The organism is Caulobacter sp. 602-2 (assembly GCF_011043625.1).
Taxonomy (GTDB): Bacteria; Pseudomonadota; Alphaproteobacteria; order Caulobacterales; family Caulobacteraceae; genus Caulobacter.
Window position 1 is genome coordinate 507,105 of the sequence record NZ_JAAKGT010000002.1, and the last position, 17,867, is coordinate 524,971.

26 protein-coding genes are annotated in these 17,867 nt (G+C 66.2%); 16 read left to right on the forward strand and 10 right to left on the reverse strand.

The window, feature by feature from the left end:
• Positions 1 to 187 precede the first annotated feature (187 nt).
• The gene (locus G5B46_RS06740) at positions 188 to 1,417 is read left to right on the forward strand and encodes a cyclopropane-fatty-acyl-phospholipid synthase family protein (protein WP_165257172.1); all 1,230 of its coding nucleotides are present in this window, start codon (positions 188 to 190) and stop codon (positions 1,415 to 1,417) included.
• Between the two features lie 154 nt (positions 1,418 to 1,571).
• On the opposite strand, the gene G5B46_RS06745 is transcribed toward G5B46_RS06740, so the two are convergent.
• Together G5B46_RS06745 and G5B46_RS06750 are read right to left on the reverse strand one after the other, a co-directional pair.
• A complete protein-coding gene (locus tag G5B46_RS06745; protein ID WP_205691511.1) occupies positions 1,572 to 2,078 on the reverse strand; it encodes a pyridoxamine 5'-phosphate oxidase family protein in 507 nt (168 codons plus the stop codon).
• Between the two features lie 126 nt (positions 2,079 to 2,204).
• Positions 2,205 to 2,597, reverse strand: a complete 393-nt coding sequence (locus tag G5B46_RS06750) for a hypothetical protein (RefSeq protein WP_165257173.1) — start codon at positions 2,595 to 2,597, stop codon at positions 2,205 to 2,207.
• Between the two features lie 205 nt (positions 2,598 to 2,802).
• On the opposite strand from G5B46_RS06750, the gene G5B46_RS06755 reads away from it, so the two are divergent.
• The 5 genes from G5B46_RS06755 (at position 2,803) to G5B46_RS06770 (ending at position 4,554) form a co-directional block, all read left to right on the forward strand.
• Positions 2,803 to 2,997, forward strand: coding sequence for a DUF3606 domain-containing protein (locus G5B46_RS06755; RefSeq protein ID WP_165257175.1), 195 nt, complete (start codon positions 2,803 to 2,805; stop codon positions 2,995 to 2,997).
• A gap of 8 nt (positions 2,998 to 3,005) precedes the next feature.
• On the forward strand, positions 3,006 to 3,569 hold the full coding sequence (locus G5B46_RS06760; RefSeq protein WP_240903359.1) for an exodeoxyribonuclease III: 564 nt from the start codon (positions 3,006 to 3,008) through the stop codon (positions 3,567 to 3,569).
• Between the two features lie 14 nt (positions 3,570 to 3,583).
• Positions 3,584 to 3,772, forward strand: a complete 189-nt coding sequence (locus G5B46_RS24305) for a hypothetical protein (RefSeq protein ID WP_240903360.1) — start codon at positions 3,584 to 3,586, stop codon at positions 3,770 to 3,772.
• The gene (locus tag G5B46_RS06765; RefSeq protein WP_165257177.1) at positions 3,769 to 4,092 is read left to right on the forward strand and encodes a hypothetical protein; all 324 of its coding nucleotides are present in this window, start codon (positions 3,769 to 3,771) and stop codon (positions 4,090 to 4,092) included. Before G5B46_RS24305 ends, G5B46_RS06765 begins: the two co-directional genes overlap by 4 nt.
• Before the next feature lie 210 nt (positions 4,093 to 4,302).
• Positions 4,303 to 4,554, forward strand: a complete 252-nt coding sequence (locus tag G5B46_RS06770; RefSeq protein ID WP_165257178.1) for a hypothetical protein — start codon at positions 4,303 to 4,305, stop codon at positions 4,552 to 4,554.
• A gap of 147 nt (positions 4,555 to 4,701) precedes the next feature.
• On the opposite strand, the gene G5B46_RS06775 is transcribed toward G5B46_RS06770, so the two are convergent.
• Complete coding sequence (locus G5B46_RS06775; RefSeq protein ID WP_205691512.1) at positions 4,702 to 5,619, reverse strand: LysR substrate-binding domain-containing protein; 918 nt, start codon at positions 5,617 to 5,619, stop codon at positions 4,702 to 4,704.
• A 73-nt stretch (positions 5,620 to 5,692) separates the two neighbouring features.
• On the opposite strand from G5B46_RS06775, the gene G5B46_RS06780 reads away from it, so the two are divergent.
• From G5B46_RS06780 to G5B46_RS06810, 7 genes are all read left to right on the forward strand, one after another.
• Entirely contained in the window at positions 5,693 to 6,130 is a 438-nt protein-coding gene (locus G5B46_RS06780) for a VOC family protein (protein WP_165257180.1), read from the forward strand.
• Positions 6,131 to 6,672: 542 nt separating this feature from the next.
• Complete coding sequence (locus tag G5B46_RS06785) at positions 6,673 to 8,352, forward strand: HWE histidine kinase domain-containing protein (RefSeq protein WP_165257182.1); 1,680 nt, start codon at positions 6,673 to 6,675, stop codon at positions 8,350 to 8,352.
• 215 nt (positions 8,353 to 8,567) lie between these two features.
• The gene (locus tag G5B46_RS06790; RefSeq protein WP_240903362.1) at positions 8,568 to 9,011 is read left to right on the forward strand and encodes a MarR family transcriptional regulator; all 444 of its coding nucleotides are present in this window, start codon (positions 8,568 to 8,570) and stop codon (positions 9,009 to 9,011) included.
• A gap of 29 nt (positions 9,012 to 9,040) precedes the next feature.
• Positions 9,041 to 10,387 (forward strand): S41 family peptidase, encoded by a 1,347-nt coding sequence (locus tag G5B46_RS06795; RefSeq protein ID WP_240903363.1) that lies wholly within the window; start codon positions 9,041 to 9,043, stop codon positions 10,385 to 10,387.
• A gap of 841 nt (positions 10,388 to 11,228) precedes the next feature.
• On the forward strand, positions 11,229 to 11,516 hold the full coding sequence (locus G5B46_RS06800) for a hypothetical protein (RefSeq protein WP_165257187.1): 288 nt from the start codon (positions 11,229 to 11,231) through the stop codon (positions 11,514 to 11,516).
• The gene (locus G5B46_RS06805) at positions 11,509 to 11,892 is read left to right on the forward strand and encodes a hypothetical protein (RefSeq protein ID WP_165257188.1); all 384 of its coding nucleotides are present in this window, start codon (positions 11,509 to 11,511) and stop codon (positions 11,890 to 11,892) included. The genes G5B46_RS06800 and G5B46_RS06805 overlap by 8 nt, the downstream gene beginning before the upstream one ends.
• Entirely contained in the window at positions 11,883 to 12,095 is a 213-nt protein-coding gene (locus G5B46_RS06810) for a hypothetical protein (RefSeq protein ID WP_165257190.1), read from the forward strand. Before G5B46_RS06805 ends, G5B46_RS06810 begins: the two co-directional genes overlap by 10 nt.
• 16 nt (positions 12,096 to 12,111) lie before the next feature.
• Here G5B46_RS06810 and G5B46_RS24675 read toward each other — a convergent pair whose 3' ends face one another.
• Together G5B46_RS24675 and G5B46_RS06815 are read right to left on the reverse strand one after the other, a co-directional pair.
• On the reverse strand, positions 12,112 to 12,243 hold the full coding sequence (locus tag G5B46_RS24675; RefSeq protein ID WP_276611512.1) for a hypothetical protein: 132 nt from the start codon (positions 12,241 to 12,243) through the stop codon (positions 12,112 to 12,114).
• 257 nt (positions 12,244 to 12,500) lie between these two features.
• Positions 12,501 to 12,785: a hypothetical protein gene (locus tag G5B46_RS06815; RefSeq protein WP_165257192.1), complete on the reverse strand. Its 285-nt coding sequence runs from the start codon at positions 12,783 to 12,785 to the stop codon at positions 12,501 to 12,503.
• Positions 12,786 to 12,910: 125 nt separating this feature from the next.
• On the opposite strand from G5B46_RS06815, the gene G5B46_RS06820 reads away from it, so the two are divergent.
• Complete coding sequence (locus tag G5B46_RS06820) at positions 12,911 to 13,150, forward strand: DUF5961 family protein (protein ID WP_165256536.1); 240 nt, start codon at positions 12,911 to 12,913, stop codon at positions 13,148 to 13,150.
• Between the two features lie 64 nt (positions 13,151 to 13,214).
• Positions 13,215 to 14,090 carry a Ku protein gene (locus G5B46_RS06825; RefSeq protein WP_165257194.1) on the forward strand — a complete coding sequence of 292 codons (876 nt, stop codon included), beginning with the start codon at positions 13,215 to 13,217 and terminating at the stop codon, positions 14,088 to 14,090.
• On the opposite strand, the gene G5B46_RS06830 is transcribed toward G5B46_RS06825, so the two are convergent.
• Both G5B46_RS06830 and G5B46_RS24310 read right to left on the reverse strand, forming a co-directional pair.
• A complete protein-coding gene (locus tag G5B46_RS06830) occupies positions 14,091 to 14,636 on the reverse strand; it encodes a hypothetical protein (RefSeq protein ID WP_165257196.1) in 546 nt (181 codons plus the stop codon).
• A gap of 26 nt (positions 14,637 to 14,662) precedes the next feature.
• Positions 14,663 to 14,815, reverse strand: a complete 153-nt coding sequence (locus tag G5B46_RS24310) for a hypothetical protein (protein WP_240903364.1) — start codon at positions 14,813 to 14,815, stop codon at positions 14,663 to 14,665.
• Between the two features lie 14 nt (positions 14,816 to 14,829).
• Between G5B46_RS24310 and G5B46_RS06835 the strand changes: the two genes are divergently transcribed.
• The gene (locus G5B46_RS06835; protein WP_240903365.1) at positions 14,830 to 15,678 is read left to right on the forward strand and encodes an exodeoxyribonuclease III; all 849 of its coding nucleotides are present in this window, start codon (positions 14,830 to 14,832) and stop codon (positions 15,676 to 15,678) included.
• A gap of 37 nt (positions 15,679 to 15,715) precedes the next feature.
• On the opposite strand, the gene G5B46_RS06840 is transcribed toward G5B46_RS06835, so the two are convergent.
• The 3 genes from G5B46_RS06840 to G5B46_RS06850 form a co-directional block, all read right to left on the reverse strand.
• On the reverse strand, positions 15,716 to 15,871 hold the full coding sequence (locus tag G5B46_RS06840) for a hypothetical protein (protein WP_165257199.1): 156 nt from the start codon (positions 15,869 to 15,871) through the stop codon (positions 15,716 to 15,718).
• Between the two features lie 336 nt (positions 15,872 to 16,207).
• Positions 16,208 to 16,504 (reverse strand): hypothetical protein, encoded by a 297-nt coding sequence (locus G5B46_RS06845; RefSeq protein WP_165257200.1) that lies wholly within the window; start codon positions 16,502 to 16,504, stop codon positions 16,208 to 16,210.
• Positions 16,505 to 16,548: 44 nt separating this feature from the next.
• The gene (locus G5B46_RS06850; protein ID WP_165257202.1) at positions 16,549 to 17,835 is read right to left on the reverse strand and encodes a PDDEXK nuclease domain-containing protein; all 1,287 of its coding nucleotides are present in this window, start codon (positions 17,833 to 17,835) and stop codon (positions 16,549 to 16,551) included.
• Positions 17,836 to 17,867: the final 32 nt, after the last annotated feature.

The following is a 17,867-nucleotide window of genomic DNA, read 5'->3' on the forward strand; positions in this document are numbered from 1 at the left end:
TGACGGCTTGCAGGGTGTGCGGATAGGGCCCGAGTCGCATGCATGGCGATGATACGGCAGAGCCTCACAGCTGGATCACCGGAAGCAAAAAATACCCCGCCCGCCCATCCGATCGCTGAGCTCGGCCGTAAGGCGTCGTGACATGCACGCCCACTGTGGGGCGCCCCTTGCAACGAGACCGCCTCAGATGACCGACACGTCCCTGGATTTCCTCATCGCTGGCCGCCCGCGCGGCTCGGCCTTGTTCGATTTCGTGGTGCGGCTGCTTTCGGCCCGCTGGACTTGGGGAGAGCTGACGATCGTCACCCCAGGCGGCGAGCGCCGTCATTTGGCCGGCGCGCTTCCGGGGCGGGCCGCAACGATCCTCGTGCGCGACGCCCGCTTCGCAGCGCGGGTCCTGGCCAACGGCGACATCGGTTTCGCCGAGGGCTTCATGGCCGGGGAATGGGAAAGCCCTGACCTGGCGACCCTGCTGACGACCCTGGCCAACAACTACGACCACATCCGGCGATTGTTCGATGGCGGACTGCCGATGCGGGTCGCCAATTGGGCGTTTCACCGGCTGCGAGCCAACACCCGGGCCGGATCGCGCCGCAACATCCACGCCCACTACGACCTCGGAAACGCCTTCTACGAAGCCTGGCTAGACGAGACTATGACCTATTCCTCGGCCAGGTTCGAACACCCGGGCCAATCGCTGGAAGCGGCCCAGATCGCCAAGTACGAACAGCTCGCCGCCCTGATGGACCTCAAGCCCGGGCACAGCATGGTGGAGATCGGCTGCGGCTGGGGCAGTTTCGCCCAGTTCGCCGCCGCCAGGATCGGTGCACAGGTCACCGCGGTGACCATCTCGCGCGAACAGCATGACTTCGCGCGCCGTCAGGTCTTCGAGGCTGGTCTGGCCGACCGGGTCGAAATCCGCCTGATCGACTACCGCGACCTCGAAGGCCAGTTCGACCGCCTGGCGTCGATCGAGATGCTGGAGGCGGTGGGGCGCGACTACTGGGGCGTCTACTTCGACAAGGTGCGCTCGCTGCTAAAGCCCGGCGGCCGGGCCGGGCTCCAGGTCATCACCATCCAGGACGCGCTTTTCGACGACTACGACGCCCGCACCGACTTCATCCAGCGCTACGTGTTTCCAGGCGGCGCCCTGCCTTCCGAGAACCGACTGGCGCCGCTGATCGCCGCCCGCGGGCTACGCTGGCGGCGGACCGAGCGGTTCGGCCAGGACTACGCCAAGACCCTGGCGCTGTGGGCCCAGCGCTTCGAGAAGGCCTATCCGCTCACCGCCCAGAGCTCCCAGACCTTCGACAGCCGCTTTCGCAAGCTGTGGACCTTCTATCTCGCCTATTGCGAGGCGGGCTTTCGCACCGGCCGCACCGACGTCATCCAGATGGCGATCGACAGGCACGGTTGAGCGCCCTGCGGCCGCAGCGATCTCGCCGTCCTTAAAGGCTAGAGTCGATGAACATCACCGACCCTAGTGCCGGCGGTGACCGGCGCCGGCCTCCGCCGCAGGCTGCAGGATCGAGCGTCGCCGCCTCGCGCGAGCGACGCTCGACGAGGTTGCCTCAGAGGTCGACCTTGGCGTTGTCGCCCATCTGCGGCGCGGCGCCCGTCACGACGGCGGCCGCCATCTTCACCAGCGCCACCGCCTTGCCAGGACTGTCCCACAACTCGCCGCGCTCGGGGATGAGGGTCAGCAGCCGGATCGTCGGGTCATCGGCGTCCTCCCACCAGGCCTCGTCGGCCTTGGTCCAGAGCTCGGCGATCTTGGCCCGGTCGTTGGAGAGCCGGGCCTGCCCCGAGATCAGCACGTACTTGTAGGCGCCGTTGTCGGCCCAGGCGCAGGACACCACCGGAAATCGCTCGAGCTGAGCGTTCTTCTCGCCGCTCTCATCGACAAGGAAATAGATCGCGTGCTCACCTTGGCGCACCCGGGCAGAGAGCGGCCGGCTTTGCTGCGCGCTGCCGTCCCAGGTGGTGAACATGCAGATGTCGATCTTCTCGGCCAGTTCCCAGATGCGATCGCGGACGTCTTCGGGGGGCTTGGGATTGTCGTCTTGCCGCTCTTTCACGGGCGCCTCCTTGCTTGGAAGTGCGTCAACGTCTCGCTCGCCTCGCCGTTGCTCGCCGAAGCAGCGACGTTCCTCGCGAACGCGACCGACCGCAGTTTGGGATCATCGCGGGCGTTTCGCGGGGCTCTAGCTGTCCTTTGCGCGTTCGGCGGGCGCCCGGCGACGGTTTTGAGCGCGCCACTCTGCGGCCCGCGCCGCGCTCGGCCTATGTGCTGACCGGTCCCGCGCGCGAGATCTGGGAGCACTCGATCCCGCCAGTGGCGGCTCTGCGCTACTCGGTGACCTTTCGCCTGTTTCGCAAGGATCCAGCCCAGGGAGCGGTCTTGCCAAGATCGAGCGCAGGCCCAGGGCGCCGACCAGCCGGTCCTGATCCCACACCTCCACGTCGATCGCCGAGACATGGTCGAGCAAGGCAAGGCGCCCGTAATCCAACGCCTCCGCATCGCTGGCGAAATCGACAACCATGAAGGTCAGGCAACTACCGTTCGGAAGATAGGGATAGAAGCTGTAGCTGGTCATGCGGGGCTCCACGCAGCAGGCGGGAGCACGGGGCGATGACCACTCTCTCAGCCGCCGGCGCCCGAAAGCTCGTAGCCAGCGATGGGCGCGAGGTTAGGCTGCATCACAACGATATGCGAGCGCGAGCATGGGAACGAATTGTTACAAGCTCCTAGCGCCCGGAACGTCTTCTGGCACGAGGAATTTGAGGGCCAGGAGCCCTCCCATGTCCGAACACGCTCGTCACCCCACGTCCCCGGCGCCGCCACGCATCGACATCGACGACCCAATGGATCTGGCCCGCTGGGCGCATCGTCTGGGCGTGGCGGAGGCGGACGTGATCAGCGCCGTGATCGAGATCGGACCCGACCGCGACGCTGTAGCCCAGCATGTTCGCATCACGCGCGACGCCGCAGACTGAGCCGGCCTTTGCGGATCGCCACCTACAACATCAACAACGTCGGCAGCCGACTAGACAATCTGCTGGACTGGCTGGCCGAGGCCGAGCCCGATGTGGTCTGCCCGCAGGAACTGAAGGCGGAACAGGGCCGATTTCCGGCCGAGCCTCTAGAGCAGATGGGCTATGGCGCGGTGTGGAAAGGCCAGCGCACCTGGAACGGCGTGGCGATCCTCGCGCGCGGCATGACCCCGGTCCTCACCAGAACCGCCCTCCCCCATGATCCCGATCCAAGGCAGGCTCGCTACATCGAGGCGGCGGTAAACGGCGTCCTCGTCGGCTGCCTCTATCTTCCCAACGGCAATCCCGCGCCGGGCCCCAAGTTCACCTACAAGCTGGCGTGGTTCGACAGCCTGCTTTCCCACGCACGCGCTTTGCTCGACAGCGGAGCGCCCGTCGTCCTCGCAGGCGACTACAACGTCGTGCCCACCGAAGCCGACATCTACCCCAAGCATTCCTACAGCGGCGACGCCCTGCTGCGCATCGAGACCCGTGAGGCCTTCGACTGCTCGACCAGGGCTGGACCGACGCCTTGAGGCAAGCACACCCCATGGCCCCGCCCTATACCTACTGGTCCTATCTTCGTGAGCGCTGGCCCAAGGACAAAGGCCTGCGCATCGATCACCTGCTGCTATCGCCCGGACTGGCCGATGTTCTCGTGGACGCGGGCGTCGACCGCTGGGTTCGGGGACACGGGGCCAGCGATCACGCGCCAGCCTGGATCCTGCTCGATCCATGACCTCTCCCCCCGTCACGCCCGACGGGCGTTACATCGTCGTGCGCGGCAGGCTCTGGCGTCGGAGCAACCCCGACCTGCCGCCCGCGCGACGCCAAACCCTCATCGAACAACTGATGACCGCGCGACGGGCCGTGCGCTGGGCGCGCGCCGCCGGCGACGGCGCGGCCCTTGCCGCCGCAAGAGCAGAGGTGCAGGCCGCAAAAGTCGAGCTTGGCGAGCGTGGAGCGGTCTGGTGGGCCGACGGCGCACCGGATCTGACCCGGCGCCTGGCCAAGACCACGCCCTATGCGGATTGGTGGGCGGCCCAAGGCGGCGGCTAGCGCGACCGCCCGTCGTGATCTAGCCTCCGACCATGCCCCCGCGCCTACGCCCGACCGCTCGCATCCTGACCCCGGCCGGTTGGACCGGCCTCGCCATCTTGGTGGTGCTCGCTGCAGGCGCGTTTGCAGCACTCGCTGTCCATTCGCGCATTTGAACCGGGAAGAGGTCGCCGAGCCGCGGCCAGGGCCGACAAGAGATGGGTCCAAAGCGTGGATGAGTTCGACGACGAGGCCGATGCGCTTTTGGCGCGGATCATGATGATCAGGGACGACCTCAAGGCCGGCCGTCTGTCGCCCAACCAAGAAGCGGCTTATCGCGATCTTGGCCGCAAGGTCGAGCGCGTCACCCGCGACATGGACGCCGCCGCAGATATCGACGCCGCTACGGCGCTCTGGCGGCAAGGCGCCGCCATAATCAAGGCCTACCTCGCGGAGCATTTTCCGGCACCGACCCGTCACTGAACCGACGGCGATCGTTGGCGCTATGATTTCCTAGCCACTAGGCCGCTCCGCCCCTGAGCCCGCCCGCGGTTCGCCCGGGCTCCGGCGTAGCGGAAAAGGCTTGGTCGTCGAGCGCGACGACGGCGCTTGGGGCCAACAACTCCCAGATTAAGCTGCCCGAGCCTCCTGCTCGATTTCGCCTCGCAGCCATCGGAGGCCCTGATCGTAGTCGCGCCTGGCGTGCCAGACCTGCGCCAGCGCGAGGCCGGCAAGCGCGATTGGAGGGGGCGCTATCACCAGACCATCGTCCAGCCTCGCCAAAAGACTTCTACGGGCGGCCGTGAGGATCAGGTCGGAGCCGCGCAACAGCCGAGGGGCGACCGACCAATGCGGCAGAGTGACCGCGACGCGGCGGGCCAACCCCTGGGCCCGTAGCGCGGCGTCTACTTCCCCCAGATCCTCCGGAGAGGCCGCGACCGCCACGTGCGGCCGAGAAAGATAGTCATCGAGTGTTGTGGGAATCCCGGCGCTCGTATCGGCGAGACATGCAAACTCGTCATCAAAAAGTGTTCCAATACGCAGTTCGCGAACGTTTGATTCAACGCCTGGATAAACACCAATCGCCAGATCGATCTCACCCGATTGAATCGACGCCACGGCGCTTTCCCGTCCAAGCGCGACAAGCCGCAGGGCCGCGCGGGGCGCTGATCTTTCAAGCCGGCGCACCAGCCCAGGCAACAGGACCTCGGCCGAGTAATCCGACATCGAAAGCCGGAACTCTCTTCCTGACGCACCGGGATCAAAGGCGTCCTCGCCCAGCAGCCCTCCGATCATGGACAGGGCTTCACGTAGCGGAATCGCCAGTTCCTGCGCCCTGGCTGTCGGCTCAAGACCGCCGGCTCTGCGTACCAGAATTGGGTCGCCCAGAAGGGCGCGCAAACGCGCCAGAGCCTGACTGACGGCGGGCTGCGTCTTGTTCAGCCTCAAAGCGGCTCGCGTTACGTGGCGCTCCAAGAGAAGGGCGTCCAGTACGACGAGAAGGTTTAGGTCGACTCCGCCAAGATCATTAGATTTTCGCATACTCATGATACCAAATGCAAATTTCCATGCACATGAAGAATAACAGACGATGGCGCATCCCCCACCCTGGAGCGCTAAAATGTCCCAAGATGCCTTCACCGATCGCGGGCTGACCCATCTGGCCCTCGTCGTCCGCGACCTCGATCTTAGCCGTCGCTTCTACGAGACCTTTGCGGGCCTCGAGCGCGTGCATGAACGTCCCGGCGAGGGCGCCATCACGCGCGTCGCCTGGATGGCGGATCCACATACCAATTTTACCGTGGTCCTGGTCGAGTCGAGCCAAATGACTGACACGCCGCTTGGTCCTTTTGGCCACCTCGGCATGGCGTGCGAGAGCCGTGCTGACCTGGATCGCTTGGCCGAGCTCGCCCGAGAACGAGGCATCCTTCGCTCTCCACCGACACAAAGCCCACGTCCCGTAGGCTACTGGACCTACATCAGTGATCCGGACGGCAACACTTTGGAACTTTCCTACGCTCAGGAGATCCGCTTTACAGCGCTTCAGACGACGAGGTGACACCAGCACGCTCGTCCGGCGCTAGGCTGCGGCGACGGGCGTTCAAACCCACCTCAGTCAGGATGCGGGCCCTCGCCATCCATGGCGTTTAACGCCATCTAAGCCCATGCCAGGGACACCAGGGGCCGCGGTCGAACCGAGGCATGCGCAAAGCACGCCGCGCCCAGGTGCAGCATCAGCTACAGCCTGAACCCGGCGATCGCCTCAAACGCCCTGGTCACCAAGACGTTGACCGGGGCGCTCCATACGCCTGCGGCGACGACGTTCTCGACCAACATCAACCGTGTCTTCTGACAAGCCTAGAGCATTGAGGCGCTCACGATGGCGCCGAAAGCGTACCGAGTAGAACGAACATCAGCACCCTTATCGTCGGCCGACCATGCTTTCCCCAGCCAAGTGCCCAGGGCGACGGAACACCAAGGCCAAGTTCGCGTTCGCCGCTGTATCGGCCTTGCGCCGAAAGGCGCGCCCCAGGGAACAGCAACATTCGGCCGGACATCTTCACCCGTCTTGCAACACGAGAGTGGCCCTGGCTGGTCCGGGTGATCGGCGGCGGGCTGGCAGCGCTGGCGGCGCTGGCCCTGCATGCATTGATGGACCGCGCCTGGCCCGGCAGCGCCCGTTTTGCGCTGATTTTCCCGACCATCCTCCTAAGCTGCCTGGTGCTGGGGCGCCTGGGCGGGGCCAGCGCCCTTTTCACCGGCCTGATGGGTATCTGGCTGCTGATCATGCCAAGCCGCGGCGACCTGTCAGCCATGAAGGTCGCCGAAGCGGTCAGTCTGCTGACCTACTTGGCCTCCGGGGCATTGGTGATCGTAGTCACCGAGGGCTATCGCGCGATCAGCCGCCAACTGCTCCAGGAACGAGACGCGGCGGCCGCACGCAAGGCGGCGGAGGACGCGCGCTTCGCCGACCTGTTTCGCAACGCGCCCGGTCTGGTCGGCATCTACCGGGGACAGAACCTCGTCGTCGAGTTCGCCAGCCGCAGCCTTCTGGCCTGTCTCGACCGGGGCGAGATGATCGGTCGCTCGTTTCAAGACATGGCGCCGGAGACCGACCCGGCCGTGCTCGCGCTGATGCGGCGCGTCCTGGAAGATGGCGTGACGTTTGAAGGCAAACAGGTCAGCAGCCCCCTGCAAAGGGCCGGCGGCGTCTTGGAAGAGCGCTATTTCGACCTCCTGTTTCGCCGCATCGAGCCAAGCCCGACAGGCGAGGCGCGCCTGCTCGTGCAGGCGGTCGACGTCACCGAGGAGGTGTTGCGACGTCAGGAAAGCGAGCGCGCAAACCAACAGATCAAGGCCGTGCTGGAGGAAATGCCGGTCGGCGTGGCGCTCCTGTCGCCGCAGACCCATGAGGTGGTGCTCTACAATCGCGCCGCAGTCGAAATCCTCGGACATGAGAGCCTGGGCGGCCTGCCCAGCGACTATGGCGCCTATGGCGCAATCCATGCCGACGGTCGGCCCTACGAGCCTCAGGAGTACCCCGCCGCCCGCGCCCTGCAAAACGGCGAGGTGATCGTCAGGGAAGCGATGCTCTATCTGCGTCCCGACGGCGAGAGAGTTCGACTGACGGTGGACTGCAAGCGCGTGGCCGACGTCACGGGCCGTCCGCTCGTGGTCTGCACCTTCACCGACGTCACCGCGCTGCACAGGGCCCTGGACGGCAAGACCCTGCTGATCAACGAACTGAACCACCGGGTCAAGAATACCCTGGCGACGGTGCAATCCCTGGCCAGCCGGGCTTTTTCCCAGGACTTGCCGCCGGCTGCGGCGCGAGAGGCCTTCGAGGGACGACTGCACGCCTTGTCCCAGGCCCACAACGTGCTGACGAGCGCCGACTGGAGAGCCGCCAGCCTGTTGGCCCTGATCGAAGGCGCGATCGCGCCCTTCGGTTCTGAGCGCTTCACCATCCGCGGCAAGGACGTGGATCTGCGGCCCGAAAAGGCCCTGGCCATCGCCATGGCTTTGCATGAGCTGGCGACCAACGCGGTGAAGTACGGAGCTCTTTCAGCCGAGGCGGGCAGCATCGACATCCATTGCGACGACCATGCCGGCGCCAGACGCCTGACATGGCGAGAACACGGCGGCCCACCGGTGGTCGCGCCCGCCACGACCGGTTTTGGCGCGCGTCTGCTGCGCCGGGCGCTGGCCCAGGAAGTCGGTGGAGAGATCCGGCTGGAATTCGCCCGCGAAGGCGTCGTTTGCAGGATCGAGGGGCTGTAAGTCCTCCCGAAAATTCAGTCGCCGATGCGCCTGGTAGCCTTGGCATCGGGCTCACAGCAACGGCGCAGAACGCCTGAATGACAAGCGGCGGGCCTGTCCGACCAAGAGGCTGCCTCTTTGGTCGGACAGGCCCGCCGATATACCGCTTGACCAATCATATAAGCGCTTATACATAAGCACTCATGAGTTCCTCCTCCCCGACCTTGGGCACGCTCTTGCGCCACCTGATCGAACTGTTGGATGGTGAAGTGGAGGCCGCTTACGAGGCGGCCGACCTGTCCTGGCGACCGCGTTACACGCCCGTGCTGCGGGCGCTGATGAGCCAGGGTCCCCAAACGATTAAGGCCATCGCGCTCAAGATCGGCATCAGCCATTCGGCGGTCAGCCAGACGGTCACCCAGATGGTCAAGGACGAACTCGTCGAGCTTCACCCAGGCAAGGATGCGCGCGAGCGGATCGTCACCCTGACCCCGAAGACCGAGCAAATGGTCCCCCGCCTGCAAAGACAGTGGGCTGCGGTCAACCTCGCCGCCGACACGCTCGATCAAGAGCTGTCGGCCCCCTTGTCCGGCGTGGTGAAAGAAGCCATCGCCGCCCTGTCGGAACAATCGTTCGGACAGAGAATCCAGGCCGCGGCCAAGACGCAAACGGCGTCCTGAAGCCCCCTATCCTCTCGGAGTTCATGTTCATGCGTTTCAAGCTGCTTTCAGCCGCTGCGATGTCGCTCGTCCTTATCGGCGGCGAGGCCTTTGCCCAGGTGCAGCCCCCGGCAAATCAAGCCGCGGCGCCCGGCCAGGCTCAGCTTTCCCGAGGCCAGCGCGACGAGGTGCTGGCATCGATCAAGCAAGCCGTCAGGTCGTCCTACGTGTTCCCGGATCGCGCCTCGGCGATCTTCGCCAAGCTGGACGCCGCTCGTCGTTCGGGACGCTATGATGTCGCCTCGCCCAACGAGCTTGCCGGACTGATCAGCGGCGATCTGCGCGAGTCCAGCAAGGACGGACACGTCTATCTGGAGTACGGGCCGGAACGCTATGCGGCGGCCACGGGCGCGCCTCAGGCCCTGCAAACGCTCTCGCAGATCGACGCAGCCGCAGCGCGCCGCGCCAACCACGGCCTGGCCGCCAGCGAGATTCTGTCCGGCAACGTCCGCTATCTGAAGATCACGGCCTTCCATTGGGTCCAGGACGAAACCGGGCAGGCCTATGATGACGCCATGCGCTTCCTGAAGGGAGGCGATGCGGCCATCATCGATCTTCGGGGCAACGGGGGCGGATCGTCCGAAGCCGTCCAGTATCTCGTCAGCCACTTCCTCAAGGCCGGCACGCTGGAGATCACCTTCCTGCAAGCGGGCAAGGAGCCGGTACAGACGCGCTCACTCGACTATCTGCCGGCCGGCCGGCTGTCGGGCGCGCCTCTTTACGTTCTGATCGACGAGGCGTCGGCCTCGGCGGCGGAGTCGTTCGCGTATGACGTTCAGCAGTTCAAACTCGGGCGCCTGGTCGGAACCAACACGGCCGGAGCCGCCAACAACAACGAGTTCAAGCCGATCGCCCCGGGCTTCATGCTCAGCCTTTCAGTGGGCAGTCCCGTTCACCCCGTCAGCGGCGGCAACTGGGAAGGCGTGGGCGTGACGCCCGACACGAAGATTTCGTCGGCGCAGGCGCTCGATGAAGCCCATGCCGAGGCGCTGCGGCTGCTGACCTCCAAGGCCGGCTCCGAGACGGCCAAGGCCGAATACGCCTGGGCGCTCACCGCCGTCGAGGCGCGCCTTAAACCGCCAGTGGTCTCCGCCGATCTGCTTCAGTCAGCTCAGGGCGGCTATAGGAACTATGTGGTCGCCAGGGAAGGCGATGGCCTGTCCGTCGCTCGCCCGGGACATCCGCTGTGGCCGACGCCCCGCAAGCTCCACCCCCTGACGTCCGAGGGTCTCTTCGCCGTGGAGGGTCTCGAGATCCTGCGCGTGAGCTTCAGCAACGGCGCCATGCAGCTTTGGTGGAAAGACGAGAGCGCGCCTCGGAACATCTCTAGAAACTAGCATCCAGGCGTCACTCCCGCGCGTCGGCCTTGCGGCGGCGCTGTGAGACCTTGCGGGCGCACCTGGAACCGGCGCGCAAGCTTTGGAGGTTGAGGGCATCCATGTCGTCTTCCTCAGCTCCCGCAAGCGGCGGCCGAAATGATCGACAAGACCGCCGCGTCCGGAACAATAGGGCTTCGATCGACGACAAAGGCCCGAGGGATCGGCTGCCGGCGCGCCAGACGCGCCGGCGGTAGCGACCATGAACGCTGCTGTAGAAGGCCGCGGCTATATGGCCGAGCCTGCACGCCTGATGTCCGCATCTCCTGTCGTCTGAAGACCTGATCGCGCCATGAACTGCCGCTTGTGCGCCTCCAAGAACAGGACGTTCAGCTCCAGCCCGGCAACGGCAGTGCACGACCCGGAGCGGCAATTGGTGTGCGGTGGAGCTAAGGCCCGCGCATAGGCTTAACGCGGGCAGCGCCCAAGTCCCTGGGCGCGGTCAGCATTACCCTCTGGTGCCCTTTCAGGCCTCCTCCGCCCTCCACCTGGTTCAGTGTGGCATTGGGAAGGTCCGCTCACCACCCTTAGCAGACCCATCCATGGCCTGTTCGCGGCGATGGCCGAGTTGGTCGCCGGTCGTGGGGACAGCTGTTCGATCCGCTGGCTGTCTTCACGAGGATCGCTACGAACCTGTGAGCGGCCCTGTGGAGAAGCGCGACGAATCCGCCGACTCGACCGTCGAGCGATTGACGTTGGCGAGATACGGAACGAGAACATTTCACGAACATTTAATTGCAGCGGCCCGACCGCCAAGGCCCTCCTTGGCGGATCGCGGCCCTACGCCCGGAGCTTCACGCGCATGCCGCCACCGCCCACGTCGTCCAAGCCGCGCATCCATCGCCAGGCGATCGAAAAGCTGTCTCGTTTCGCCTGCGTAGATGTGGTGGATGGCCGCCAGGTCGAACGCACCCTCTACTTCACCTTTCCGGGAGGCGCGCGGAACAGGCGCTGCAACGTCACCTTCGTCGATCCCGAGAACGTGCCGCCGTTTGAAGGCGACCAGGCCTGGTTCTTGATGGAACTGGTCGTCACCAAGCCGTGGTCCTACTGGCGGGCGGTGCGGCAGGTGGGGCAGCCCGATGCCTGAGCGAAGCGACGCGCAACGGCGCAAGGCGGCAGAACTGTCGCCCGAGTTCGCTCAGGTGCGTCTGGTCGAAGCCTTTGAGCGCGAGTGGGAGATCGGTTTTGAGTGCCTGCATTGCGGCGCGCGGCGGACGTGGCGACGCGATGTGATGCTCGGGCGAGCCCGCCGCCTGTTGAACGCCACCATGGCGCAAATCAAGGCCAAGGCCGTCTGCCCTCGCTGTCCTGGTCGACCGCCGGCGATGAGCTTTTCGGGTTTGATGCATCCGGCGGATCCAGAGAGGGCCCGTTGGCGCGCCGTCGAAGCGCTGCTGGAGGCAGGCATCAACCCTTCGGACTACGGCTATGGATATCAGCCCGGACGGCCGCCATGGCGGTGATCTGGCCGACGCTGTCGCGGATCAAATCCCCGCTGACCATCATTTGCCGCCGTTGCGGCAACCAAGCGGTCTGGCCTCGCGACAAAGCGATCATCAGCCTCGGCGGCCACACCCAGCCTCACACGATCCGCGCCAAGCTGCGGTGCAGTCGCCGCGGGGCGAGAGGCCCTGAAGGGCTGATCGAAACCGACGCGGTGTTATAGTCGCCGTGCGACCGCCCTATCGAACGATCCAGGGTCGAACCGCAGCCACGGAAACGACCATCGCCACGCCGTAGATCAGGAAGCCGATGTAGCCCGGGGCGTGGGGCGCGAACAGCTGCAGCAGCCCGATGACCATCAGAGCTGGCATAAGAGCCCCGCCAAGGCATAGCAGCCAAAGCATCGGGCCCTCGGCCCACTGGGGCAACCGGCTTTCATCGTCGTCGTACCAGCCCATGACGCCCCCCCGCAACCTTTACGAGTAATCGTGGGGCGAAAAGCGGCAAAAGGGAAGCCCGCCGCCCTGTCGCCGACGCTTACGAAAGGTCTCGACCTACAGCCCGGCAGGCGGTCGAGGCGGACCGGGTGCCCCGGATCGAGGCGCTCGGATTCGCCGAGGACTGACGGCTAGCCGGGCACCCGCACGTAGACGGTTCGCGGACCGCGAAGCAGCAGCCCCAGAAGGATGCCGACGCCGACAGCGGCGCTCACGGCGAGGAGCGGCTTCTCACGAAGCTTCTCTTCGGCCACCAGACGGGCGGAATCGAAATGCTCGCGGCCGCCGGCGTAGAGCTCCTGGGCGCCGTCCTTGAGATTGTCGTAGGCGTGACGGGCGTCGACGGCGGCGCTGTCGAGCTTGGCCTTGGCGGTGGCGCGGTGACGGGCGGTCGGTGCGGTCGGAATATCGGTCATCGGTTCGACTCCTTGAGGTGGGGGACTCCGGCCAACAAGGGGCGAATGGAGAGATGAGTTCCCCTGCGGCGCCCTCTTATGAATCCTTCGCGGGCGTGGCGCGTTGTGCCTCACGGAGACCTTCAATGCCCCAAGCCGCCAACGATCGCCGCTTCAGCGTCCACGCCCGCCATGCCGGCCGACATCAGACCAGAGTGATTTCCGAGGCGAGCTTCGAGGCCGCTGCCATCGCCTATGTCGAGGACCTGGCCCTAGCGCCGGAGGACGACGGCGAGGTCACCGTAATTGTCGAGGACCTGGACGGCGGCGGACAGCACTGCTTTCGGATCGATCTCGATACCGGCAAGACCGCCTCCTGCAGCTGACGCGAACGAAACGCCGCCCGCGCCGTTGACTCCACGCACCAAACGGCGCGCTGGAGGATGCGACATGGCTTATCGCCCGACTTGGCAGGGACACCTTCGCCTGTCTCTCGTGACCTGCCCCGTGGCGCTCTACACCGCCACCGACAGCGGCGGCGACGTCCACTTCAACCTGATCAATCCCAAGACCAACAACCGGATCAAGATGATCACCACCGATCCGGACACTGGGCCGATCGAGCGGTCGGAACTGGTCAAGGGCTACGAGGTCTCCAAAGGCGAGTACATCCTGCTCACCCAGGATGAGATCAACAGCGTCAAGCTGGAGAGCACCAAGACCATCGACATCGAACGGTTCGTGCCGGCCGATGAGATCGACCGGGTCTACTGGGACAATCCCTACTACCTCGCGCCCGACGGCAAGCTGGCCCAAGAGGCCTTCGCGGTCATCCGCGAGGCGATGGAGCGTTCTGGCCAGATCGCTCTTGGCCGGGTGGTGATGTCAACCAGGGAGCGCCTGCTGGCGCTGGAACCGCGGGGTAAGGGCATCCTTGCCTACACGCTCCGCACCGATGCGGAGGTGCGCAAGGAGGACGAGGTCTTCGGCCCGATCAGCGACAAGGCGCCCGACAAGGCGATGATCGCCATCGCCGAGAAGATCATCGAGCAGCAGGAAGGTCCGTTCGACCCCAGCCAATTCGTCGATCGCTACGAGGAAGCGCTGAAGGAGCTGATCAAGGCCAAGCAGAAGGGCCACAAGGTCGAGAAGGTCGCCGAGCCCGAGGACACCAATGTCGTCGACCTGATGGAAGCTCTGCGCGCCAGCCTCGGCGGCAAGGCCGGCGCAGCCCAAGGCAAGGGCGCGTCCAAGCCCGCCGCCAAATCGGGAAAGACTCCAGCCAAATCGGCCGCGTCAAAGCCTAAGGCTCGCAAGGCCGGATGATCACGCCTCGCCGCCGGCGTCGGTGAAAGCTCGCCGCGCGGCCACAACAGCCTTCTCGGCCTTGCGCCTGTCCTCACGCCAGCGCGCTTTGGAGGCTTCGTCCTCGGCCTCGAGCGCGGTTCGTCGACGGGCGATATCGGCCTCATCGTCGATCCGCCGTTGGTTGATTCTGGCCAGCACCTTCTCCGCCTTGTCGAGCGCTCGGCGATCGGGCTTGGGGCGGGGCGCCGACGGCGCGGCCTTCTCGACCACCTTCAATTTGGGCTTGGCGCGCGGCGCCTCGGGAACCTCCGGCAGGTCCGGCTCCAAGCTATAGCCCCGCGTCGACCCTACGGCGCGCCGCAGAGGCGTCCCCGGATGCGCCAGAGCGGCCTCGACCACAGTGGCGTCCGTCACGAGGCTCGCGGCGCCTTCGGCGAAGAGGTTCTGCCGCGTGCCCCATGCGGCCAGGGCCGCGGCCTGGTTCGGCGCGGCGACCACGCTGTCATGGAACCCGAACTGGGCGCGGTAGACCTTCAGCCGGCGCTTGGCCGGGGCCTTAGCCATGGCCGCAGCGCCGCTGGCAGGCCGGATTAGTCCGCGCCATTGCCGGGGTCGTCGGCCGTGGGATCGTGGGTCGCATCGGTTTTCTTGTTGGGGTCGAGCGCCGGATGAGGCGGCGCCTCAAGGCCGGCCGGGCGCGGCGCGGAGGTCGACTCCTCGGCGGCCTTTGGATTTTCGCTCATCGGCGTCTCCTCGCTTGCCCGCCGCCTTGGCCGATCCGGCCGCAGGGGCGTTAAGAGCCAATCCCCGTCGCCTGGGCCGGTTCCGCCACGTGAAGATCGCTACCTTCAACATCAACAATGTGGTGGCCCGGTTCGACAACCTGATCGAATGGCTCGCGGAGGCCGAGCCCGATGTCGTCTGCCTGCAGGAACTGAAGACGCCGACAGCGAACTTCCCGGCGCAGGCGCTTTCGCAGATGGGTTACGAGGCGGTCTGGAAGGGTCAACGCGCCTGGAACGGCGTGGCGATCCTGGCAAAGGGCGCCAAGCCGGTCGTCACCCGCACGGCCCTGCCTGGTGATACGTCCGACGACCAGGCCCGCTACATCGAGGCTGCGGTCGCAGGCGTCGTCGTCGGCTGCCTGTACCTGCCCAACGGCAACCCTCGCCCCGGCCCCAAGTTCGACTACAAGCTCGCATGGTTCTATCGGTTGATCGCCCACGGGGCGGCCTTGATGGCCAGCGGCGCGCCGGTCGTCCTGGCCGGCGACTTCAACGTCGCGCCTACAGAAGCCGACATTTACCAGCCCAATAGCTGGGCGGGCGACGCGCTCGTGACGCCGCAGATCCGCGAGGCCTTCTCCCGACTGCTCGCCCAAGGCTGGACGGACGCCCTGCGAGCTCTGCCGCCGGGCACCCCGCCGTGGACCTTCTGGTCGTACCTTCGAAATCGCTGGCCGACCGACAAGGGCCTGCGCATCGATCACCTGTTGCTGAGCCCGCACGTCGCCCGGTCGCTGAGCGCCTGCGGCGTCGACCGCTGGACGCGCGGCCAGGACGGCGCCAGCGACCACGCCCCGGCCTGGATCCAGCTCGATCGTTGAGCCACGGCGGACGCGTGGCCGGCGCCGTCAGCATGGGTTAGATGGGGTCATGATCGAAGCGCTCGTCTGTAGTCCCGGCGACGGACTGGCCTTCTGCCTGCAGCCTTAGCCAGCGGCAGCGACGGCCATCGAGCGGTGCGCCGATGATTTCATCGCCGCTCATCGTCTGTTCGGCAAGAAGGCTCGCGGCCATCAGGTGCGGCTCATGCCGCCGTCGACATCGTGCTGGACCGGGTCGCATCGGCCCGTTCGCTCGACGGCCGGCTGATCACGAACCGCCGGCCCTGGCGGCGTTGCGAGAGGACCTGGCCCGCGCCCTGGCCAAGGCTGGCCTGGGCAAGTTCATACCCCCGGCCTGGACGCTCCGGATCGCCCTCGGCGCCTGCGGCTTCGACGTGCCGACCACGCCGGTGACGCCGATCCGCTGGCGCGCGGAAGAGCTTGTTCTGCTCCACCTGCGGCTTGACGGGACGCGACAGGTCGTACTCGGCCGCTGGCCGCTCGCGCCGCCGGCGGACAGGCCCCAAACCTAGTCGACGACGACGCGCGCCGGCGCTTGGGTCAGCTCTTCGTATTCGCCAATCTCCAGCCCCTGCTCGGCGACCTGGGCGCGGCTGAGGATTTTGGTGTCGTAGGCCCTGGCGACGCGGACGCGCAGGCCGCGGTAACGCTGCCCACGAACGGCCGACGTCGTTTCGGTGCGGATCTGCGTCCCATAGAGACGGTCGTTGAGCAGCAGCAGGCCGGGACGAAGCCCGTCGTCGCCCTTGGCGACGGCTTCGGCCGTCATCTCGTCCAGTTGCTCGTCGATCTCTTCCTTGGTCATGCCGGCCTCCTAGGCCGATTCCTCGCCCTGGAAAGCCAGGCTCGTCACCGCGGCGACAGACTGTGCAACCGGGCCAGGAAGGCTTCGGCCGCGACCTCCGCGCCAGCCGTCCGTAGCGCATCGACCTCCAGACCGCGAGCGGCGTCGGTCATCGCGGACAAAGCGTCGATCACCTGGGCGATGTCCTCGGCGGGCACGCCAAGAGCACTGCTCTGGATCAGCAGCGACCGCATCGTCGGCTCGCCGGCCATCTCTCCAAGAAGACGCCGTAGCCGCTTTTCGATCTCGGTGCGCAGGCGGAACAGGCGCATGGCCGTCGGCAGCTGGCGCGACAGGTCCTGAACCGTCGGCAGGACACTCTCCAAGGGTGCGGGCAGAGCCGCCGCCGAGACGGTGTAGGTCGCCACGCCCATCGGCTTGACGCTGTCGCGCAGGGCGTACTCGACGATCGTCTCGTTGCGCGTCTGGCACAGGATGATGCCGATCGACGGCTGGTCGTCGGCATGGCGCAGCTGATCATCCACGGCCGACAGGTAGAAGTTCATCTTGCCGGCGAACTCGGGCTTGAAGGCTTCCACCTTCAGCTCGAAGACCACGTAGCAGCGCAGACGCAGGTGGTAGAACAGCAGGTCCAGCCGGAAGTCCTGATCACCGACCTCCAGCCGATACTGGCTGCCGACGAAAGCAAAGCCCTTCCCGAGCTCCAGGATCAGCTGGCGCAATTGCTCCAGGAGGCCGCGCTCGAGGTCCCGCTCCAGCATGTCCGGGGTCATGGCCAGGAAGTCGAACGCGTAGGGGTCCTTGATCAGCTGCTGGGCCAGCTCCGACTGGGGCGCTGGCAGGGTGCGCCCGAAGTTGGTCAGGGCCTGGCCCTGTCGACGATAGAGATCGCTCCGCAGCTGATGGATGAGGACGTTGCGGCTCCAGCCCTGCGCGACGGCCTGGCGAACATAGAACCGTCGTTCATCGTCGCCGCGCGCGCCGAGCAGCGCGATGTGGTGGCCCCAGGGCAATTTGGCAGCGAGCTGCTGCACAAATTCGAGGTCGGGATAGGCGGCGGCGAAGTCGCGCATGTAGCGCAGATTGCGCGGCGAAAAGCCGGTCATCTCCGGAAACGCCGTGCGAAGGTCCGCGGCAAGGGTGTCGATGATCTTGGCGCCCCAGCCGGCCGACAGCTGTCGCGCGCCGATGTCACGGCCGATCGACCAGTAGAGCCCGATCAGCTCCTGGTTCACCGCCAGAGCCGTGCTCAGGCGCGCTGAGCGGACGCGGGCCTTCAGGGCGTCAAGAAATACGCCGTAGTCCTCGGGCCGGGGGATCAGGCCGGCCATGCCCGCCTCCCCAGTCCTGCGGCGCGCGCCCG

Excerpts from the sequence above, each read along its gene's own strand:
- G5B46_RS06740 (WP_165257172.1), top strand. The coding sequence starts at position 188 with ATGACCGACACGTCCCTGGATTTCCTCATCGCTGGCCGCCCGCGCGGC.
- G5B46_RS06750 (WP_165257173.1), bottom strand. The coding sequence starts at position 2,597 with ATGACCAGCTACAGCTTCTATCCCTATCTTCCGAACGGTAGTTGCCTG.
- G5B46_RS06755 (WP_165257175.1), top strand. The coding sequence starts at position 2,803 with ATGTCCGAACACGCTCGTCACCCCACGTCCCCGGCGCCGCCACGCATC.
- G5B46_RS24305 (WP_240903360.1), top strand. The coding sequence starts at position 3,584 with ATGGCCCCGCCCTATACCTACTGGTCCTATCTTCGTGAGCGCTGGCCC.
- G5B46_RS06765 (WP_165257177.1), top strand. The coding sequence starts at position 3,769 with ATGACCTCTCCCCCCGTCACGCCCGACGGGCGTTACATCGTCGTGCGC.
- G5B46_RS06775 (WP_205691512.1), bottom strand. The coding sequence starts at position 5,619 with ATGAGTATGCGAAAATCTAATGATCTTGGCGGAGTCGACCTAAACCTT.
- G5B46_RS06780 (WP_165257180.1), top strand. The coding sequence starts at position 5,693 with ATGTCCCAAGATGCCTTCACCGATCGCGGGCTGACCCATCTGGCCCTC.
- G5B46_RS06795 (WP_240903363.1), top strand. The coding sequence starts at position 9,041 with ATGCGTTTCAAGCTGCTTTCAGCCGCTGCGATGTCGCTCGTCCTTATC.
- G5B46_RS06800 (WP_165257187.1), top strand. The coding sequence starts at position 11,229 with ATGCCGCCACCGCCCACGTCGTCCAAGCCGCGCATCCATCGCCAGGCG.
- G5B46_RS06805 (WP_165257188.1), top strand. The coding sequence starts at position 11,509 with ATGCCTGAGCGAAGCGACGCGCAACGGCGCAAGGCGGCAGAACTGTCG.
- G5B46_RS06810 (WP_165257190.1), top strand. The coding sequence starts at position 11,883 with ATGGCGGTGATCTGGCCGACGCTGTCGCGGATCAAATCCCCGCTGACC.
- G5B46_RS24675 (WP_276611512.1), bottom strand. The coding sequence starts at position 12,243 with ATGCCAGCTCTGATGGTCATCGGGCTGCTGCAGCTGTTCGCGCCCCAC.
- G5B46_RS06815 (WP_165257192.1), bottom strand. The coding sequence starts at position 12,785 with ATGACCGATATTCCGACCGCACCGACCGCCCGTCACCGCGCCACCGCC.
- G5B46_RS06820 (WP_165256536.1), top strand. The coding sequence starts at position 12,911 with ATGCCCCAAGCCGCCAACGATCGCCGCTTCAGCGTCCACGCCCGCCAT.
- G5B46_RS06825 (WP_165257194.1), top strand. The coding sequence starts at position 13,215 with ATGGCTTATCGCCCGACTTGGCAGGGACACCTTCGCCTGTCTCTCGTG.
- G5B46_RS06830 (WP_165257196.1), bottom strand. The coding sequence starts at position 14,636 with ATGGCTAAGGCCCCGGCCAAGCGCCGGCTGAAGGTCTACCGCGCCCAG.
- G5B46_RS24310 (WP_240903364.1), bottom strand. The coding sequence starts at position 14,815 with ATGAGCGAAAATCCAAAGGCCGCCGAGGAGTCGACCTCCGCGCCGCGC.
- G5B46_RS06840 (WP_165257199.1), bottom strand. The coding sequence starts at position 15,871 with ATGGCCGCGAGCCTTCTTGCCGAACAGACGATGAGCGGCGATGAAATC.
- G5B46_RS06845 (WP_165257200.1), bottom strand. The coding sequence starts at position 16,504 with ATGACCAAGGAAGAGATCGACGAGCAACTGGACGAGATGACGGCCGAA.
- G5B46_RS06850 (WP_165257202.1), bottom strand. The coding sequence starts at position 17,835 with ATGGCCGGCCTGATCCCCCGGCCCGAGGACTACGGCGTATTTCTTGAC.